The sequence below is a fragment of the Mesorhizobium sp. ESP-6-2 genome, assembly GCF_020164675.1.
Classification (GTDB): domain Bacteria; phylum Pseudomonadota; class Alphaproteobacteria; order Rhizobiales; family Rhizobiaceae; genus Mesorhizobium.
On the sequence record NZ_JAIUGT010000005.1, the window covers coordinates 1 to 16,927 of the forward strand.

General features: G+C 62.9%; 17 protein-coding genes and 2 pseudogenes. 14 read left to right on the top strand and 5 right to left on the bottom strand.

Annotation, left to right across the window (positions count from 1 at the left end; genetic code table 11):
• Positions 1 to 183 (bottom strand): annotated as a pseudogene (locus LB532_RS14955) (NAD(P)(+) transhydrogenase (Re/Si-specific) subunit alpha); the annotation flags it as partial.
• A gap of 165 nt (positions 184 to 348) precedes the next feature.
• Between LB532_RS14955 and LB532_RS14960 the strand changes: the two are divergent.
• From LB532_RS14960 to LB532_RS15000, 9 genes are all read left to right on the top strand, one after another.
• Positions 349 to 2,151 carry an IlvD/Edd family dehydratase gene (locus tag LB532_RS14960; RefSeq protein ID WP_140639860.1) on the top strand — a complete coding sequence of 601 codons (1,803 nt, stop codon included), beginning with the start codon at positions 349 to 351 and terminating at the stop codon, positions 2,149 to 2,151.
• Between the two features lie 307 nt (positions 2,152 to 2,458).
• Positions 2,459 to 3,526, top strand: coding sequence for a PilN domain-containing protein (locus tag LB532_RS14965; RefSeq protein WP_140639861.1), 1,068 nt, complete (start codon positions 2,459 to 2,461; stop codon positions 3,524 to 3,526).
• Positions 3,523 to 4,125 (top strand): type II secretion system protein GspM, encoded by a 603-nt coding sequence (gene gspM, locus LB532_RS14970; RefSeq protein WP_140639862.1) that lies wholly within the window; start codon positions 3,523 to 3,525, stop codon positions 4,123 to 4,125. The genes LB532_RS14965 and gspM overlap by 4 nt, the downstream gene beginning before the upstream one ends.
• A complete protein-coding gene (locus tag LB532_RS14975) occupies positions 4,125 to 4,616 on the top strand; it encodes a hypothetical protein (RefSeq protein ID WP_140639863.1) in 492 nt (163 codons plus the stop codon). The genes gspM and LB532_RS14975 overlap by 1 nt, the downstream gene beginning before the upstream one ends.
• 3 nt (positions 4,617 to 4,619) lie before the next feature.
• Entirely contained in the window at positions 4,620 to 5,828 is a 1,209-nt protein-coding gene (locus tag LB532_RS14980) for a type II secretion system F family protein (RefSeq protein WP_140639864.1), read from the top strand.
• A gap of 12 nt (positions 5,829 to 5,840) precedes the next feature.
• Positions 5,841 to 6,281 carry a type II secretion system major pseudopilin GspG gene (gspG, locus tag LB532_RS14985; protein WP_140639865.1) on the top strand — a complete coding sequence of 147 codons (441 nt, stop codon included), beginning with the start codon at positions 5,841 to 5,843 and terminating at the stop codon, positions 6,279 to 6,281.
• Positions 6,262 to 6,732: a hypothetical protein gene (locus LB532_RS14990; RefSeq protein WP_140639866.1), complete on the top strand. Its 471-nt coding sequence runs from the start codon at positions 6,262 to 6,264 to the stop codon at positions 6,730 to 6,732. The genes gspG and LB532_RS14990 overlap by 20 nt, the downstream gene beginning before the upstream one ends.
• Entirely contained in the window at positions 6,729 to 7,097 is a 369-nt protein-coding gene (locus tag LB532_RS14995; RefSeq protein ID WP_140639867.1) for a prepilin-type N-terminal cleavage/methylation domain-containing protein, read from the top strand. The genes LB532_RS14990 and LB532_RS14995 overlap by 4 nt, the downstream gene beginning before the upstream one ends.
• A complete protein-coding gene (locus LB532_RS15000) occupies positions 7,094 to 7,738 on the top strand; it encodes a type II secretion system protein J (protein WP_140639868.1) in 645 nt (214 codons plus the stop codon). The genes LB532_RS14995 and LB532_RS15000 overlap by 4 nt, the downstream gene beginning before the upstream one ends.
• Before the next feature lie 228 nt (positions 7,739 to 7,966).
• On the opposite strand, the gene LB532_RS15005 is transcribed toward LB532_RS15000, so the two are convergent.
• Positions 7,967 to 8,107: a hypothetical protein gene (locus LB532_RS15005; RefSeq protein WP_210239884.1), complete on the bottom strand. Its 141-nt coding sequence runs from the start codon at positions 8,105 to 8,107 to the stop codon at positions 7,967 to 7,969.
• A 178-nt stretch (positions 8,108 to 8,285) separates the two neighbouring features.
• On the opposite strand from LB532_RS15005, the gene LB532_RS15010 reads away from it, so the two are divergent.
• Positions 8,286 to 10,022, top strand: coding sequence for an FAD-dependent oxidoreductase (locus LB532_RS15010; RefSeq protein ID WP_140640173.1), 1,737 nt, complete (start codon positions 8,286 to 8,288; stop codon positions 10,020 to 10,022).
• A 168-nt stretch (positions 10,023 to 10,190) separates the two neighbouring features.
• Here LB532_RS15010 and LB532_RS15015 read toward each other — a convergent pair.
• The 3 genes and pseudogenes from LB532_RS15015 to LB532_RS15025 form a co-directional block, all read right to left on the bottom strand.
• A pseudogene (locus LB532_RS15015) lies at positions 10,191 to 10,364 on the bottom strand (iron-containing alcohol dehydrogenase); the annotation flags it as partial.
• A 134-nt stretch (positions 10,365 to 10,498) separates the two neighbouring features.
• Positions 10,499 to 11,425: a LysR family transcriptional regulator gene (locus LB532_RS15020; protein ID WP_140639869.1), complete on the bottom strand. Its 927-nt coding sequence runs from the start codon at positions 11,423 to 11,425 to the stop codon at positions 10,499 to 10,501.
• Between the two features lie 192 nt (positions 11,426 to 11,617).
• Positions 11,618 to 11,989: a DUF1403 family protein gene (locus LB532_RS15025; protein ID WP_318011222.1), complete on the bottom strand. Its 372-nt coding sequence runs from the start codon at positions 11,987 to 11,989 to the stop codon at positions 11,618 to 11,620.
• Between the two features lie 148 nt (positions 11,990 to 12,137).
• Here LB532_RS15025 and LB532_RS15030 point away from each other — a divergent pair, with 148 nt between their 5' ends.
• From LB532_RS15030 to aldA, 4 genes are all read left to right on the top strand, one after another.
• On the top strand, positions 12,138 to 13,037 hold the full coding sequence (locus LB532_RS15030; RefSeq protein ID WP_318011223.1) for a DeoR/GlpR family DNA-binding transcription regulator: 900 nt from the start codon (positions 12,138 to 12,140) through the stop codon (positions 13,035 to 13,037).
• Positions 13,024 to 14,124 (top strand): four-carbon acid sugar kinase family protein, encoded by a 1,101-nt coding sequence (locus LB532_RS15035; RefSeq protein ID WP_140639870.1) that lies wholly within the window; start codon positions 13,024 to 13,026, stop codon positions 14,122 to 14,124. The genes LB532_RS15030 and LB532_RS15035 overlap by 14 nt, the downstream gene beginning before the upstream one ends.
• Before the next feature lie 223 nt (positions 14,125 to 14,347).
• Positions 14,348 to 15,379, top strand: coding sequence for a 4-hydroxythreonine-4-phosphate dehydrogenase PdxA (gene pdxA, locus LB532_RS15040; RefSeq protein ID WP_181169379.1), 1,032 nt, complete (start codon positions 14,348 to 14,350; stop codon positions 15,377 to 15,379).
• 41 nt (positions 15,380 to 15,420) lie between these two features.
• A complete protein-coding gene (gene aldA / locus LB532_RS15045) occupies positions 15,421 to 16,905 on the top strand; it encodes an aldehyde dehydrogenase (RefSeq protein WP_140639872.1) in 1,485 nt (494 codons plus the stop codon).
• The last annotated feature ends 22 nt before the right edge of the window (positions 16,906 to 16,927 follow it).

Sequence of the window (16,927 nt, forward strand, 5' to 3'; positions counted from 1 at the left end):
CTTGCCGATCGAAGCGCCCGCCTTGGCGAACTCCTCATCGGGAATGCGCGACCGCGTGCCGGCACCGGCCTCCACGACCACCTCAAGACCCAGGCCGGCCAGCCGTTTCACCGTATCGGGCGACGCCGCGACGCGGCTTTCGCCGGAGTCGATTTCGGCGGGAATGAAGATGATCTGGCTCACGCTTGGCTAACCCCCCGGCACGCGGCGCATCTATGCGCCTGCCATATCGTTCAGATTTTCTAAAATCCACAGAATGGACAACTTGTCCACATATTTAAGTGATGGTACTTGTCTGACATTGCCGATGCCATATCGATGGCCAAGCTGCGTTTATGGGAGGTGTAAATGTCCAAGATCAATGGTGCGAGGCGGCTGCGCTCGCGCGAGTGGTTCGACAATCCGGACAATCCCGGCATGACCGCGCTCTACCTCGAACGCTATCTGAACTATGGGCTGACCCGCGAAGAACTGCAGTCCGGCAAGCCGATTATCGGCATCGCCCAGACGGGCTCGGACCTGTCACCTTGCAACCGGCATCATATCGAGCTCGCCAAGCGCGTGCGCGACGGCATTGTGGCCGCCGGCGGTGTACCGCTGGAATTCCCGGTCCACCCGATCCAGGAGACAGGCAAGCGGCCCACAGCCGCGCTCGACCGCAACCTCGCCTATCTCGCTCTTGTCGAGTTGCTTTATGGCTATCCGCTGGATGGCGTCGTGCTGACCATCGGCTGCGACAAGACCACCCCGGCGCTGTTGATGGCCGCGGCTACCGTCAACATTCCAGCCATAGCGCTGTCCGTCGGCCCGATGCTGAACGGCTGGCACAAGGGCGAACGCACCGGCTCCGGCACAGTCGTGTGGAAGTCGCGCGAAAGGCTGGCGGCAGGAGAGATCGACTACGACCAGTTCATGGACATCGTCGCCTCATCGGCGCCGTCCGTCGGCTACTGCAACACGATGGGCACGGCGACCACCATGAACAGCCTGGCCGAAGCGCTCGGCATGCAACTGCCGGGCTCCGCCGCCATTCCGGCACCTTATCGCGAGCGCGGCCAGATCGCCCACCAAACCGGCAAGCGCATCGTCGACATGGTTCGCGAGGACTTGAAACCCTCCGACATCATGACGCGGGAAGCCTTCGAGAACGCCATCGTCGTCAATTCTGCCATCGGCGGCTCGACCAATGCGCCGATCCACCTCAACGCCATCGCCCGACATCTCGGTGTGTCGCTGACTGTCGATGACTGGCAGAAGGTCGGTCACCACGTTCCGCTGATCGTAAATCTCCAGCCGGCCGGTGAATATCTCGGCGAGGACTATCATCATGCGGGCGGCGTGCCTGCGGTCGTGTCCGAGTTGATGAAGGCCGGCTTGTTGCCGCACCCTGGAGCTATGACCGCCAACGGCCGCACGATCGGCGACAATTGCGCCACGGCGGAGAATCTCGACGGCAAGGTTATCCGTGCCGTGGCCAATCCGCTCAAGACGGATGCCGGCTTCATCAACCTGAAAGGCAATCTGTTCGATTCCGCAATCATGAAGACGTCGGTCATCTCGCCGGAGTTTCGTGACCGCTATCTGTCAAATCCGCAAGACCCCGATGCCTTTGAGGGCGTCGCCATCGTGTTCGACGGTCCGGAAGACTACCACCGTCGCATTGAGGATCCGTCACTCGGCCTGAACGAGAATACCATCCTGTTCATGCGCGGAGCCGGCCCGGTCGGTTATCCGGGCGGCGCCGAGGTGGTCAACATGCAGCCGCCCGCTTACCTGATCAAACGGGGCATTCATTCGCTGCCCTGCATTGGCGATGGCAGGCAGTCCGGCACTTCCGGCTCTCCATCGATCCTCAACGCCTCGCCCGAGGCCGCCGTCGGGGGTGGCCTTGCGCTGCTGCGTACGGGTGACCGGGTGCGCATCGACCTGCGCAAGGGGATCGCCGACATTCTCGTGTCTGACGACGAGATCAAGCGCCGTCGCGTCGACCTGCAAAACGAGGGCGGCTATGCATATCCGAAGCATCAGACACCCTGGCAGGAGATCCAGCGGTCAATGGTTGACCAGTTGTCCGAGGGAATGGTTCTGAAGCCGGCGGTAAAGTACCAGAACATCGCCGTCACCAGCGGCGTGCCGCGCGACAATCATTAGGGGCCCGAATTGCTCGATATGCCGGGTTATCGCCATCGAAATACAATCCCGTATCACGGCCTCGTCCGCCTTGCCGGGCATTCGCCTCGAGAAGCTGATGTCTGTAAAATCGAAGTCGAGGTCAATTACCGACAGCTTCTGCAATTCCGCCGCCAGTTTGGTCGCCCCAGTCTGCTTTCAAGATCGGCCAGATGGGCGAAGAACTGTGATTGATCTGGAATAAAGGTCTGAAGATGTGCTATGATTTGTTCAAGCGGCAACGGAACTCCGGATCCTGTGCCGGCTTTCAGCTCTAAGGTTAACCGGAATGGCCTCTCCTTTCACTGCGGCGATCCGCAGCATGGATGACTGGATCGCGGGACCGGCCTCCCTGCTGGATGAACTTGTGCGCGTGAAATCCGGCAGCCGCGTGGTCGCGCGGGTCGCGGACGACGGGAGCGCGCTTGAAATCGAGCCGGCGACCAGCCGAAAGCCGGCAGCACCCCTGTTGATACCAATTTCTCGAGACGGGCAGGCGCCAGCCGCCGTTCCCACCGCGGTGAATGGAAAGGCGGTCCATCTCGACATCCCGGCAAGCTGGGTGATTGCGCGCCGGATCGAACTGCCGATGGAGGCTGCCAGCCACGTGGAAGGCATCGTTACGTCGCGGATGGGCGCGCTTTCTCCATTGCCTGCTTCCGATATCTATTTCGGCCACAGGGTCCTGGGGATCAGCCATGAGTCACGGCAGATCACCGTCGCCGTCGCAATCGTTGCGAGGTCGCGTGTCGCTGCCGCCTTGGCCTGCCTAAATGCGGCCGAGGCCCGCCAGGTCGTGATCTCGGCGCCGTTTCCGGAAGGCGATGCCGTGGAAGTATTGACACAGCGTCAAAGGGTCGCCGGCACGCGCGGCCGGATAAAGTTTGTCCTTGCCGGAGTTCTGGGCGTAAGCCTGGTCGCTGCCGTCACGGCTTCGGCGGTACGGCCGATGATCCAGAACAGCTATGCCGAGCGTCGCGCCGCCGTCGAGATTCGGGCCGAGAAGGCGCGACGGGCAATCGCGCTGGCGGCGACTCCGGACAAGGCTGATACAGCGCCGGAGCAGGAGGCGCTGAATATCAAGGACGACGCGATAAGCGCGCTGGGAGCATTGGATGACCTGGCTGAGGCCCTGCCGACGCATTCCTATGCCCTTGAGGTGTCCTTCGCCAATGGCAGCATGCGGCTGTCGGGCCGCACCAGGGACGTCCCCGAAGTGTTGACCGCGCTGGAATCGTCGGGCCGCTTCGAAGACAGCAAGCTGGTCGGATCAGCCCTGCGCGGCGAAGATGGCCTTACCTCGGAATTCGAGGTCGACACCCGCCCGCTCATCCGCACGGGAGGCGCACTGCGATGAGGACGACACCCCTGTGGCGCGACACACGGCTTCAATCCCTGGCCGTCATTGCCCTGCTGGTCGTCGGAGCTCTTGTACTCGTCGCCGATATGCTGCTGTCCTGGCGCGCGGAGGCAGGCACGCTGGCGCTCTATGAGGAACGTACCGCCTTGCTCGAAAGTAAGGCGTCCACGTCCCCGGTCCAGCAAGGCGCGAACCAGGCCCTGGATCCCGGCGAGGGCAAGATCCTTCTCGATGCTCAGACCAGCGGACTCGTCTCGGCCGAGTTCCAGCGCCTGCTCTCCGACCGCGTGGAACGCGTGGGCGCCGTCATCCGGCGCGTCGATGTCCCCGCGGACGGCCAGGCCGCCGATACAGGCGATCCCCAATTGGAGTCTTTGGAACGCATTCGTTTGACTGCCGACATCGAGGTCATGGAGCAATCGCTGCCCGATCTCATGTATGCCATCGAAGCCGGTTCCCCCGTCATGGTCGTCGACGGCTTCAGGCTCCGGTTGAACCGGAAGGTCGATATGCTGGAGGGAGAGGTGACTTCGAGTTCTGTGGATCGACCGCTGTCGTTGAGCATCACGCTGTCGGGCTTCCGGGAGAAGCCGTGATGACCCGGCTGCGCGCGACGCTGATGCTCGCCGCTCTCGCGGCCTCATCGTGCCTGTCCTTCGGCGCGGAACAGCTATCCGTCAGGGAGCGACCGTTGAGCGACTATTCGGCGCTTCGGAATCGGCCCCTGTTCTCGCCGGACCGGACTCCCCCTGTTGCGTTCGTCGCCGCCGAGCCTGAACCTGTCGTCGTGCAGCCCGAGCCGGAACCCGAACCGCCGCCGCCCGCCGCGGCGCCCGATTGGCAGTTGGTCGGCGTCGTGCGATCGGCAAGGCTCAACAGCGCGACCTTCACCGCCCCGACCGAAGCGGCGGCCTTCACTCTGCAGACGGGGGAAAGCCGCGAAGGCTGGACCCTGAAGGTAGTCGGCCAGTTTGAAGTCAAGCTCGACGGAGCGGGCGGACGCGCCTCGCTGCGCTTTTCGGATGAGCCGAGCGGTGAACAAATGTTTCCGTCGGAGGAGCCACAGCCCATGCTGTCCGGGGGTTGATCCGTGGGCTCGACGGCATTCGCATACAAGGCTTTGAATGGGCAGGGTCGTATCGAACTCGGACGGATCGATGCGTCCGATTCCGACGATGCCGTCCAGAAGCTCGGGGCGCGCGGGCTGATCCCAGTCAGTGTCGAACAGAGCCGGCGGCCTGCATCGCGCGCACCGCTGTTTTCGACCCGGATACCGGCGGCGCAGATTACGCGGCTGCTCTCCGACCTTTCGATCATGCTGAATGCGGGGATCCGGATCGACGAAGCGCTGGCGATCATGGAAAAGGAATTCGACAGCGGCAGGCTTCAGCCCATTGTTGCCGGCATTCGCATCGACCTGGCGTCGGGCAAGTCATTCTCCAGCGCGCTGGAAGCCTGGCCTGCTCTGTTCCCGGCGTTCCAAGTCGCCATGGTTCGTGTCGCGGAGACCTCCGGCAAATTGGCCACCCTCCTGTCGCGCATCGTGCAGGAGCGCCAGAATTTCGAGGCATTGCAGGCCAAGGTCACCGAGGCGCTGCGGTATCCGGCAGTCCTGTTTGCCGGCACGATCTGCGTCCTGGTCTTCTTCCTGGTGGGGGTCATTCCTCAGTTCGAACCGATGCTCATGCAGAGCGACAAGAAGGACACGCTGATGGTGGTGATGTTCGCGGTCTCGAATTTCCTGCGCGCTTACGGTCTGGTCCTGTTGCTTGCGGCTTCGATACTCGTCCTGCTAGGCTTCGTGGCGGCGCGGCGGGGGCTTCTCTCGGCATGGCTCTGGAGCTTCGCCAAAAGACTTCCGCTCTTGTCGGAGATACCGGGGAACTATCGGACAGGGCGCTTCGCCCGTCTCCTGGGCATCATGGTGGAAACGGGCGTGGCGGTTCCTGTGGCTTTCAAGCTCATCAGCGATACCATCGATCACGGCGAGGCCGCGCGGGCACGCGCGCAGCAGGCATCCGACGCGCTGAGGCAGGGAAATAGGCTCGGCCATGCGCTTGAGATTCTTCGGCTTCCCCCGCTGGCGGTGCGCATGTTGAGGCTCGGCGAGCAAAGTGGCGAGCTCGCGGTGCTGGCTTATCGTGTAGCCGACTTCTATGAAGTGAGGCTGGAGCGTTCGCTATCCCGTATCGTCGGGCTTGTCGGCCCTGCGGCGGTGGCAACCATCAGTATCTTGATCGGTGGCATGATCGTGTCGATCATGTCCACCCTTATGTCCTTCAACGACATGGTGCGATAGGAGCCTGTTCGCATGAACATACATCTCTCGGTTAGTCCCCATCTCATCCAGCGCAAGCGTGCCCGGCGCCGCAGGGCGGGCTTTACGCTGATCGAGATGCTGGTCGTGCTGGCCATCATCGGCCTGATCTCGGCGCTCGTCGGTCCTCGTGTCCTGGCGCAGTTGTCCGATTCGCGTGAGCGCGCAGCGAAGCTTCAGATCGAGGCGTTCTCCAGCGCGCTAGACATCTTCTACATCGATGTCGGCCGTTATCCGGCGCAGGCCGAGGGCCTGGGAGCCCTGGTCAGCAAGCCGTCGACCATCCAGGTCTGGAACGGGCCGTACCTGCGCAGCGGCAATGTTCCGCTCGATCCGTGGGGCCATGAATACAAATACGCCAGCAACGGAAAGACGTTCAACATCACTTCCGACGGGCCTGCCGGGCGCGGCACCGATGTGTCCGGTCAGCCCTGAGGGCAACCGCAAACGGGCGCGGCGCGGTGTCGTGCTCATCGACGTGGTCGCGGCGCTTGCGATCGTCGCCCTCGCGGCCTTCGTGCTGATGCCGCGCCCGCGTTCCAGCATCGGGGCTGCCGAGCTTTCTGCGGAGGCGGTTCGCGTCAGCGGCGAATTCCGCAAAGGCAGGGCGAAGGCGCTGACCACTGGTAGCGTCGCAGACGTGACGGTCGATCCGGGAAGCGGACATATCCAGGTAGATGGCGCCGATCCGATTTCGATCAGGGATGGGGTGGCCGTGAACTGGGTCACGTCGGACCGGTGTCCGGTACGAGGCGGTACAAGGGCTTTGCGCTTCCTTGCCGACGGACGGTCCTGCGGGGGCGTCATGACACTGTCCGCCAGCGGCCGACAGATCGAACTGCGCGTCGACTGGTTGACCGGCCGCGTGGAAATGAGCCTGAAATGACAGCGCGGCGCAGACGCGGCTTCACGCTGATCGAGGTTCTGGCCGCGCTTGCCGTCGCCGTGTTGTTGATCGTTCCGATCGCGCGCATGATCGCCGGCACCGGGGGTGCGTTCGCAGGTCTGGAACGATCGACCGAACGCCGTGTCGGCATGCAGGCTGCCATGGCGGCCGCGATGACCCTTGACCCGTTGCGAGGCGGCCGGCGCGTTATTGGAGATTTCACTATCATCGTGGAACCGTACCGGTTCGAACGCGGCGCCGCGTTGGCGACGACCGGTTGGCAGCTTTATTCCATCACCGTTCGCAGCACCGAAGGATCGGATGACGACGTGATGCAGACCGTACGCCTCGGCAAGCTGCAATGACGAGGAAACGCAGCGCTCGGGCAGGCTTCACGCTGATCGAGGCATTGGCTTCGCTGGTGCTTGCGACGATGCTGTTCGGTGGGCTGGCACTCTACACCGGAACCTGGCTGCGCCACTGGCAGGGGATGATCGCCAGAGGCGGGCAGGAGGACACGGTGGCGGTGATTCTCGACCGGATGGTCGAGGATCTAGAAGCGGCGCAGCCCGAATATTCCAACACTGAAGGGGCCGCGGCGGTCCGTTTCACCGGCCATGCCGACAAAGTCACCTTCGTGCGCCCGGCGCTCGGCTACGAGCCGCGTGCGGGACTTGATTACATCACCTATTCGATGGGTCGGGCCGGGGACGACAAGGCCCTCATTCGAGCCCGCCGCGATTCGGTGACGGGCAGGGGCGGGGAGGATCTTCCGCTGGTGCGCGGCGATCTGACGCTTTCGTTCAGCTATGCCGGTCCGGACGGCGCGCTCAATCCCGAATGGACGAGCACCAACCGCATGCCCTCGATCGTCCGCATCGAGATCTCCGGCCGTTCCCCACGTCCCTGGCGGCAATGGGCTTATGCGCGGTTGCGCGTCGAACTCCCCGCCCGTTGCGGCGCGGCTGACGCGCTCGCGCCGTGTCTGCAGCGCTACGGCTCCTGAACTCCGCAGGGCTGTACCACGGAGGAGGTCGGCAAGACCCTCCTCGTCCGGGGCGTGAAGCAGATGTTTAGCGAGACCGGCGTTCGTGATCTCCACAGCGTATATTTGGCTATCGCTGCCAGGCGGACATGGGGAATACCGTAACCATCCGCCGTGGGCTGCGGCAGACGCACGATCTTTGCTAGAGGGCGGATGGCGGTCATTACGGACAAGATCGATCATGCCGTCCTAGCGCTGCGCGTCCGATCGCGTCAACGCGACCTGCTGCGAGGCCTTCAGGAGCGAGCCGTGCTCGCCCAGCGCGAACCAGGAGCCGCGCAGCTGTTTCAGGTGGAGCCTGGAAATGATCGAGCGGAGCGGTGGGGTCATGCCTGGGTTGCGTAAATGTTATACCGAGATCACATCTTCTCAGTTGTCGCGCAAGCGAATGCTGCAATAGTGCGGTCGGCCAAGTCTCTACGGCGATCACGATTAATGCGTTTGCTGTTCAGGCCCAGATCCACAAAAGCCCGAATGCGCTGGGCTGAAATTTCAGGAGGAGAACGTAATGCCAGTCAGCCGACGCTCATTGTTGAAGGCCGGTGCCGGAATCGCCGCCGCAGGGGTGGCCAGCAGCATGTTGCAGCCGAGCATTGCCAATGCCGCGGACCCGCGTGTAGCCGATATCGTCGTTCTGGGTTGCGGCTCGGCGGGCCTCGGCGCCGCAGTCGCCGCCGCCGAGGCAGGCGCGTCGGTTATTGTCCTCGAGGCGCAGCCGCACATTGGGGGACGTGGCATTGTCAGCTCAGGCAACATTCCCCTCGGAGGCGGAACCGCTGCCCAGATAGCGGCTGGCATCGTGGACTCGCCAGATCTCCTGTTTCGCGACCTTACCGACTGGTCCATCGTCCAGACGAACGGCTTTCCGAGCTACCGCTATAACGATCGCGAGCTTATCCGGGCATTTGCCGACATCAACGTCGACCTTTACAACTTTCTGGTCCGCCATGGCGTCGTGTGGACGAGACCCACGCCCGACAACGTCGGCGGCAATGAGGTCGGCAACTCGGTGAACCGCATGATGCATGCGGCGATCATGAACTACGTCTCGGTCCGGACCGGCTTGCCGGTAGCCGCGAGCCAACAGCGGACGACGTCTCAAGGGCCCGGCTTCATATATCCGCTGGAGGCCGCAGCAAAGGCGCGTGGCGTGAAGATCCTGCTGAATCACCGTTTGGAGTCGCTGCACCGGACGCGAGCGGGCGTGGTCGGGGTCGTAGCCTCTAATCAAGGCCGCCTCGTTAACATTCAGGCACGCAAGGGCGTAGTGATCGCGACCGGCGGCGGAAACGGGAATGTGGAATACCGCCGACAGTTCGACCCGCGGCTCACCGCGGAGTACTGCGGCGTCGCTGGCGAGCCCTATTCCTTCCAGGACGCCAGCGGCATACTCGCAGGGCTGAATGTCGGCGCGTCCCTCGCGGGCACGTACAACCAGACTGCAGAAATCGGCACTAACATCATTAAGCCAACCGCCATCGGAACACGGTACAACTACTCGTTCCTGCAGTGGGGCCCCCAGAGCCCTGTCTTCAACCTTGCGAAGGCTTCGGGACTAACCAACGTCGACAATCAGAACGTTATCCATGTAAACATGCTTGGGAAGCGGTTCTTTGACGAAACGGGAGGTCAATTCGGGACGAACAGCGCTCGCTCGGTCAACCCTTACACTCAGGGCAGCTACCTGAACGCCAAGAACATCACATGGAACCCGCAAAACTGGATCAACGCCGCTTTGGCCGGAATCGACGACGGCAAAAATGGCGGTGGCCCGATCTGGGCCATCTTCGATGCAGACGCCGTGGCCCGGCAGAGATGGACTGTCGCGCCACCCTACGTTGATCCTGATGGATTCTTCTTCCAGGCAAACACGCTGGAGGAACTCGCACAGAAGATCGTCATGCAGCATCAGCGGGTTCCCATGCCGCCAGAAAATCTGGTTGCCACGGTGGAGCGGTACAACAGCTTTGTTGGGGGTGTCGACACCGACTTCGGCAAACCGACACCGCGATACAAGATCCAGAAGGCGCCCTTCTATGCCGCCTGGTCTACGCCTGTCATCCACGACGCCCGGTCCGGCCTGCGCATCAACCGCTCCAGCCAGGTCCTCGACTTTGCCGGTCAGGTAATTCCCGGCCTCTACGCCGCCGGCGAAGCTGCTGGCGGATTCAGTCAGCACGGGAACGGTCGAGCTCTCTCTCAGGGCATCATCGCAGGAAGACACGCAGCCTCCAGTTCGTATTAACAGGACTACAGCTCTCAACAATAGTCCCGCCAGGCCTCCCGGTCTGGCGGGACTTTCTGTTCCTCGGACCCGAGGCCTGTGATTCCAGCACCGGCGGCATGGGGAACTTGGCCATGCGCGCAAGGGCCGGCGCCAGGAAGGTCTCGAATGCGGTGTGCAATGCATCCCCGTGACCGCCGTCAGCGCCGGCGACAGGCCCAAGGTCAGTGCCGGGTCGCAGGTCGCGACCTTGGGCACGATGAAGGGCGAGATCACGCCGACCTTGCGGCCATCGTCGAGGATGGGGATCGCGCCCGGGCCCGCTTCGCTGCCGGTGCCGGCGATGCAGTTGATCAGAGCCATGGCAATGAGCGCGGGTTATAGCACACGAGCCGGCCGAGATCACCGCCAGAGGGCCGCTTCCGATACTTTTTCAGGGCGACGGCGACGCCTGGGCGGATACAGTGCTGACCGGCGCGGTCGCGCCGACCTGATGCTCAGGACTGGCGATGGAGCAATTCGTCGATCAGCAGTTTGGCGGCGGGCGGGACCCACGCCCCCTTGCGGGTGACGAGCTCATAGGCCTCGCTTCGCGACGCCAGGGCCAGCGGCAGGATGCGCGTCATCTGCCGGTGCGCGAAGAACTGCGCGACTTCGATCGACACCAGGGCCACGAAGGACGGGTTGGCCTGCAGCAGCGCCAGCGTCGCAAAAGCGGAGGTCGTCTCGAGCAGGTGCTGCGGGAACTGGATCCCGCAATCGCGGTATTCGCGTTCGAGCAAGAGCCGCATCGGCATGTTCGTGCGGTATACCACCCATCGGTATGGCGCCAGCTCATGCAGGGTGAGCTTCTTCGCGTGCCGCAGCGGATGGTCGACGTTCGCGATCACCGCGAGCGTTTCATCCTGAAGCTTCACGCTGTCGTAGACCTGGGGCGCCTGGCTGATGGTCGTGCGGCAGATCGCCAGGTCGAGCCGGCCGGCGTCGAGCTGGGCCAGCAGGGCGGCGCTGGTGTCTTCGACGATCTCGACGGACAAGTCGGCCTGCCGCGCAACGAGCGCGGAGATGGCATCGGTGAGCAGCGGCACCGCGCCCATGATGACGCCGGCCGCCACCCGCCCGCCCTGGCCACGCATGATTCCGACGATCTCGTCGCGCAAGTGCGCGAGATCCGTCTGGATCAGGCGCGCATAGCGGATGACGCAATGGCCGACGGCATTGGGCTCCAGGCCCCGGTTGGTGCGAACGAACAGCGGCGTGCCGAAGGTCGTCTCGATTTCCTGCAATGCCTTGCTCGCGCCCGGTTGCGTCAACGCGACCTGCTGCGAGGCCTTCAGGAGGGAGCCGTGCTCGCCCAGCGCGACTAGGAGCCGCAGCTGTTTCAGGTGGAGCCTGGAAATGATCGAGTGGAGCGGTGGGGTCATGCTTGGGTTGGGTAAACGTTATGCCGAGATCACATCGCCCGCAAGGATTTCAAATGAAGATCGTTGGCGGCTTCGCCACCGAACAGGGGACCCGCGTGCGGCCAACCCAGCCGCTGTCCAACAGCGCGTCGGCGAACCAGGACCCGACAGTGCGTGGAAGGCCTCGGCGCTCGGCGGCCGCGAAGGCGCCGATCATCGTTCCGACAGTGCCGGGGTCGCAGCAAGATAGGTAAGCTCGTCTGCCAGGTCGGCCGCCGTCTCGTCATCACGGGCAAGCCCTAGGGCATCGAGAACTCCGACGACGCTCGCCTCCGTCAGAAGATCCTGCGCGGGCCGAGTTGCCAGCCAGCGCCAAGCCAACAGCATTCGACCGGCGGGACCGACGTCGTCTCCAGGTCTCGTCGGCAGAACGGCATCATGAAGTGCCGCTTCATCTTCTACACGCCCCATCCGCCGCGCCGTTACCGCCGCAGAAAGTTTTTTGACGAAACCTGCTCGTTCTTCCAATCCCCCTGACCAACATTGACCACATTTGATTTGGCACATGCCGTCAAAGTCAGTCAAAATAATTCCAATGAAGCCAAAAACGGTGGGATTCGCCGACCAAGAATGACAAACGATTGGGCTCGCTGGATGGATTCGTGATATTTGCGGGACATCGCTCGCCGTGATTCAGGCGAGCGCGTTTGCGGCACCGTGCGGAGATACAAACGTGGCAAGGAATGTCCGGAAATCAGCGGTGGAGGACATGGCGCCCTCGGCGTCCGCCGGATCATGGGAAGACGATGGCGGGCGCGGACGGGTCGATTTGATTCCGGCCAAGCGTCATGCCTTCATTCTCGAATGCCTTAAACGGCAAGGAGCCGTAGGCGTTCAGGAACTCATCGACCTCATCGGCGCATCGCCTTCGACCATCCGGCGCGATCTCGAGACGCTTGAACGGCAGGGAGCACTGGAGCGAACGCATGGCGGGGCGATGCTTCAACGCACGCAACTCGCCACCTTCGAGCCGGATCTCGCCACCGCGGCCCATTTCGCCAGGGCCGAGAAAGAGGCCATCGGTGCCGCCATGATGTCGGAACTCCGCGCCGGCCAAAGTGTCATTTTCGACGCAAGCACGACCGTGCTGGAAGTCGCCCGCGCTATCGCTGCGGCGCCTATTCCGCTTACGGCCGTTACCAACAGTCTTGCGATCGCTCAGATACTTGCAACCGTGCCGGAAGTGCGCCTCGTCATGCTGGGAGGCACCTGCAAGCCGGGCTCTCTGACCCTGGTCGGCCAACCCGGCGAGAATTTCCTGCGAACCATCCACGCCGACGTGGCCATCCTGGGGACGCATGCCATCACCGGGGACATGCTCACGGAGACCTCGCTAGAGGTCGCGGCGATGAAGCAGGCGATGATCGCGGCGGCGCGCCGTGTCGTCGTGCTTGCCGACAATTCGAAGTTCACTGCCCCCAATTTCTGCACCATCTGCCGTCTGGCCGATATTCACCAGATCATTACCGACGAGGGCATTGATCAAGCTCACCTCACCAATCTTCGGACGCTCGATGTGAACGTCCGCGTCGTGCGCGTCAGCCGCCCAGGTTCTTCAGTTGAGCGCTCTTGAGGGCGTGGATATCCGGGTCGTAGCCGACGACCTGACCGGCGCCCTGGACAGCGCGGTTTCCTTCGCATCGCCTGGCCACGGCATTGGGGTGAGCTGGCGACTGGACGGTCCGCTTTCGGAGCGCATGGCTGTCGATGTCGCCACACGAGAGGGCGCCGAGGCGACGGCCGTCGCCAGGCACCGGGCGCTCGCGCCATGGCTCGCCGCCGGACAATTGAGTTTCAAGAAGATCGACAGCCTTTTGCGCGGTCACGTCATCGCCGAAATAGAAGCCTGCATCGCCAAGGGGACGTACCAGCGCGTTGTGCTGGCGCCTGCTTTCCCATTTCAGGGGCGCGTTACGCGCGTCGGGCGCCAATGGCGGCTCGATCGGCCCGAAATGGTAGGTCCCGACCTCCTCGCCGACCTCGGCCAGCGCTTTTCGGCCGGGCGTTCAACACCGGGGGCCCGGCCGGTTCATTTCATCACCCTCTACGATGCCGAAACGGACACGGACCTGGACAAGATCGTCGCAACGGCCAGAGTGCCGGAGGCACGGACCTTGTGGGTCGGTACGGGCGGCTTGGCGGCGGCACTTGCACGGTACATGAAAGCGCCGCAGGAGCCTGCTCTTGCGTTATCCGCGCCGTTCCTTGGCCTTGTCGGCACAAATCACGAGGTCACAGCGGGACAGGTGGCCCTCTTTGCCGCGCGGCATTCGGATGCGCATATCGTTATCGAACGCGACATCGACAAAGCGAAAAAGCGCTTGGCGGAACGGATGATGCAAGGCGCGCCTTCGATTGTCAGCGTCGCCGCATCGGGTGATCGCCACGCGGTGGCGGATCATATCGGCAAGGTGTTTGCCTCGCTTCTCGAAGGCCTGCCAAGGCCCGGCACGTTGCTCGTCACTGGCGGCGAAACATTGCGGTCGGTGTGCGACAGCCTAGGCGCCGTCGAACTCACGGTCGAAAGCGAGATCGAGCCGGGGCTGCCGGTTTCCGTCATCAAAGGCGGCATTTTCGAAGGACTGACCACGATTTCGAAATCGGGCGCGTTCGGCGACAGCGCCCTGCTCTGCAGGCTTGCCGTTCTCGCCCGTCCGTGATCAGGAGGATCGCCGGCAAAGTGGCGCCACATCCGCCCTGCTTGTCAAATAGCGTCAAAAAACACTGCGAAGCCGAGCGTGGCCGAGATTTCAGCCCGCAGAGGAGAGGCGCAAGCCCGATCGGCCGTGAAATTTGATTGCGAATGATCGCGAAAGAAAACTATTGCGCATATGTGGCTAGAAGGATTAGAAGATGATCACAATTGACCGATATGGGGTGTTTATGTCTGGTCCAAGGCTCGGCATCACAATGGGTGATCCCGCGGGCATCGGCCCCGAGATCATCGCGAAGGCATGCGCACGGCTGAAACCGCGCCTCGCCGACGGGTCACTGTCGCTTCTCATCATCGGCAGCGTCACCGCGATGCACGCGATGGAGTCCATTTCAGGACGTATCGAGCGGGAAGAAGCGTCCGCTTCGGCCGCCAGACCTTTTCCGCCCGTGGCCATTCTTGAGGCCGGACCAGAAGGGGCCCCCATAGAGACAGGCGTCATGTCGGCCGAAGGCGGGCGCCTTGCCTACCTGGCCATCGAAAAAGCTGTTCGCCTGGCCCAGGCCGGCTCGATTGCAGGCATCGTTACGGCTCCTCTCAACAAGGAAGCGCTCAACCTGGCCGGCTATCACTATGCCGGCCATACCGACATGCTGGCAGAACTGACAGGCGCACGCGATTCCGTGATGATGCTTGCCCACGGCGATTTTCGCGTCAGCCATGTCTCGACCCATGTGGCGCTGGCTCAGGTTCCCTCGAAACTGACCGAACCCCGATTGCGGCGGGTGATCCAGTTGACCGTCGAGGCATTGCAAGGGCTCGGCATTGCCCATCCGCGCATTGCGATTGCCGCGCTCAACCCGCACGCTGGCGAAGGCGGCATTTTCGGTCGTGAGGATATCGACATCACGACCCCGGTCGTCGCCTCTTACACATCGCCCGATTTCACCGTGGTTGGACCTGTTCCGGGCGACACGGTCTTCGTCAAGCTGCGTGCCCGTCAGTATGACGCGGTGGTCGCGATGTATCACGACCAGGGCCATGTCCCGGTGAAACTGCTCGGCTTCAATGTCGACCCCGCGACCGGTGAGTGGAAAGCGCTTTCCGGTGTCAATGTCACGCTCGGCCTTCCGATCATCCGCACCTCCGTCGACCACGGCACGGCCTTCGATATCGCCGGCAAGGGCATCGCCAACGAGGACAGTCTGGTCGAGGCGATCGAATTCGCCGTCCAGATGGCCGCGGCAAAATCCAAACCTTAGGCGCCGGCACGCCTGCAACGCACCCAGAAGCGGATCGAACCATGGCTGTAGAGAAGTCCCATCTCATGCTGATCGACGGCAAATTCGTCACCGGCGAAGCCGGCACGCGCCCGGTGATCAACCCGGCCAACGGCAAGGCTTTTGTCGACGTGCCCGAGGCAAGTCCGGATCAGGCTCGCCAGGCGATAGAGGCAGCCCGTAAGGCGCAGAAAGCCTGGGGGCTCAAATCACCCCTCGCCCGTGCGGCGATCATGAAGCGGATCGCGGTGTTGATCCGGCAGAACGCCCGACATCTGGCCGAGGTGGTCGTCAGGGAACAAGGCAAGCCGATCAATGAGGCCATGGGTGAAGTCGGCGGTGCGGCCGAGTTCTTCGACTACTACGCCGAGTTTGCCCGCCGCATTCAAGGTGAGATCCTGCCATCCGACTACGCGGGAGAGCAGGTCTGGATCCAGCGCGTACCCGTAGGCGTCGTCGCCGCCATCATTCCCTGGAATTATCCGAGCGCCCTGGTCAGCCGAAAGGTGGCGCCCGCCATGATCGCCGGCGACACCATCGTCCTTAAACCGCATGAAGACACGCCGCTTTCGGCGCTCGAAATGGCTCGCATCTTCGTGGAGGCGGGCGTGCCGGACGGCGTTGTCAACATTATAACAGGACGAGGCGAAACCATAGGCGAGGTGCTGTGCACGGAACCCGGCGTCGACCTCATCACCATGACCGGAAGCGTGCCGACCGGCAAGCGCATCATGGCGAATGCCTCGCGCAACCTGACGCCCGTTTCGCTGGAGCTTGGCGGCAAGGCCCCCTTCATCGTCCTGGCCGATGCCGATCTCGACCTGGCGGTGCGGTCGGCGGCCACTTCGCGCTACATGAATTGCGGGCAGGTCTGCATATGCAACGAACGCACGCTCGTTCACCGTTCGATTTACGATCAGTTCGTCACGCGTTTCGTGGAGTTCTCGAAGTCGCTGGTCGTCGGTGATCCGATGCAGGCGAATACCGATATCGGCCCCAAAGTCAGCCGTGAGGAATTGGAAAAGGTCGAGGTGGTCTTGGCGGAGGCCGTCGCGGGCGGCGCGAAGCTGGCGCTGGCCGGCGGACGCCCGGCCAAGGCGCCGATCGACGGCGGCTACTGGCTCAATCCGACCGTATTGACCGACGTGACGCCCGACATGCCGATCATGACGCGGGAAATCTTCGGCCCGGTCGTGCCGATCATGCCTTTCGATACCTTCGAGGAGGCAGTCAGCATCACCAATGCCAGTCGCTATGGCCTGTCGGCCTATCTTTTCACCAACGATCTGGGTCGCGTCATGAACGCCGTCAACGAGGTTTCGTTTGGCGAAATCTATGTGAACCGGATCGGGCCAGAAATGCTGCAGGGCTTCCATGTCGGCTTCCGCGAGAGCGGATTGGGCGGTGATGACGGCGTACACGGGCTCGAGAGCTACATGCGCAAGAAGACGGTCTATGTGAATTACTCGGGTGCCGCCACGGCGGCATTGATGCCTTACGGGCGCTGAACAGCGCCCAGCCAGTACGACC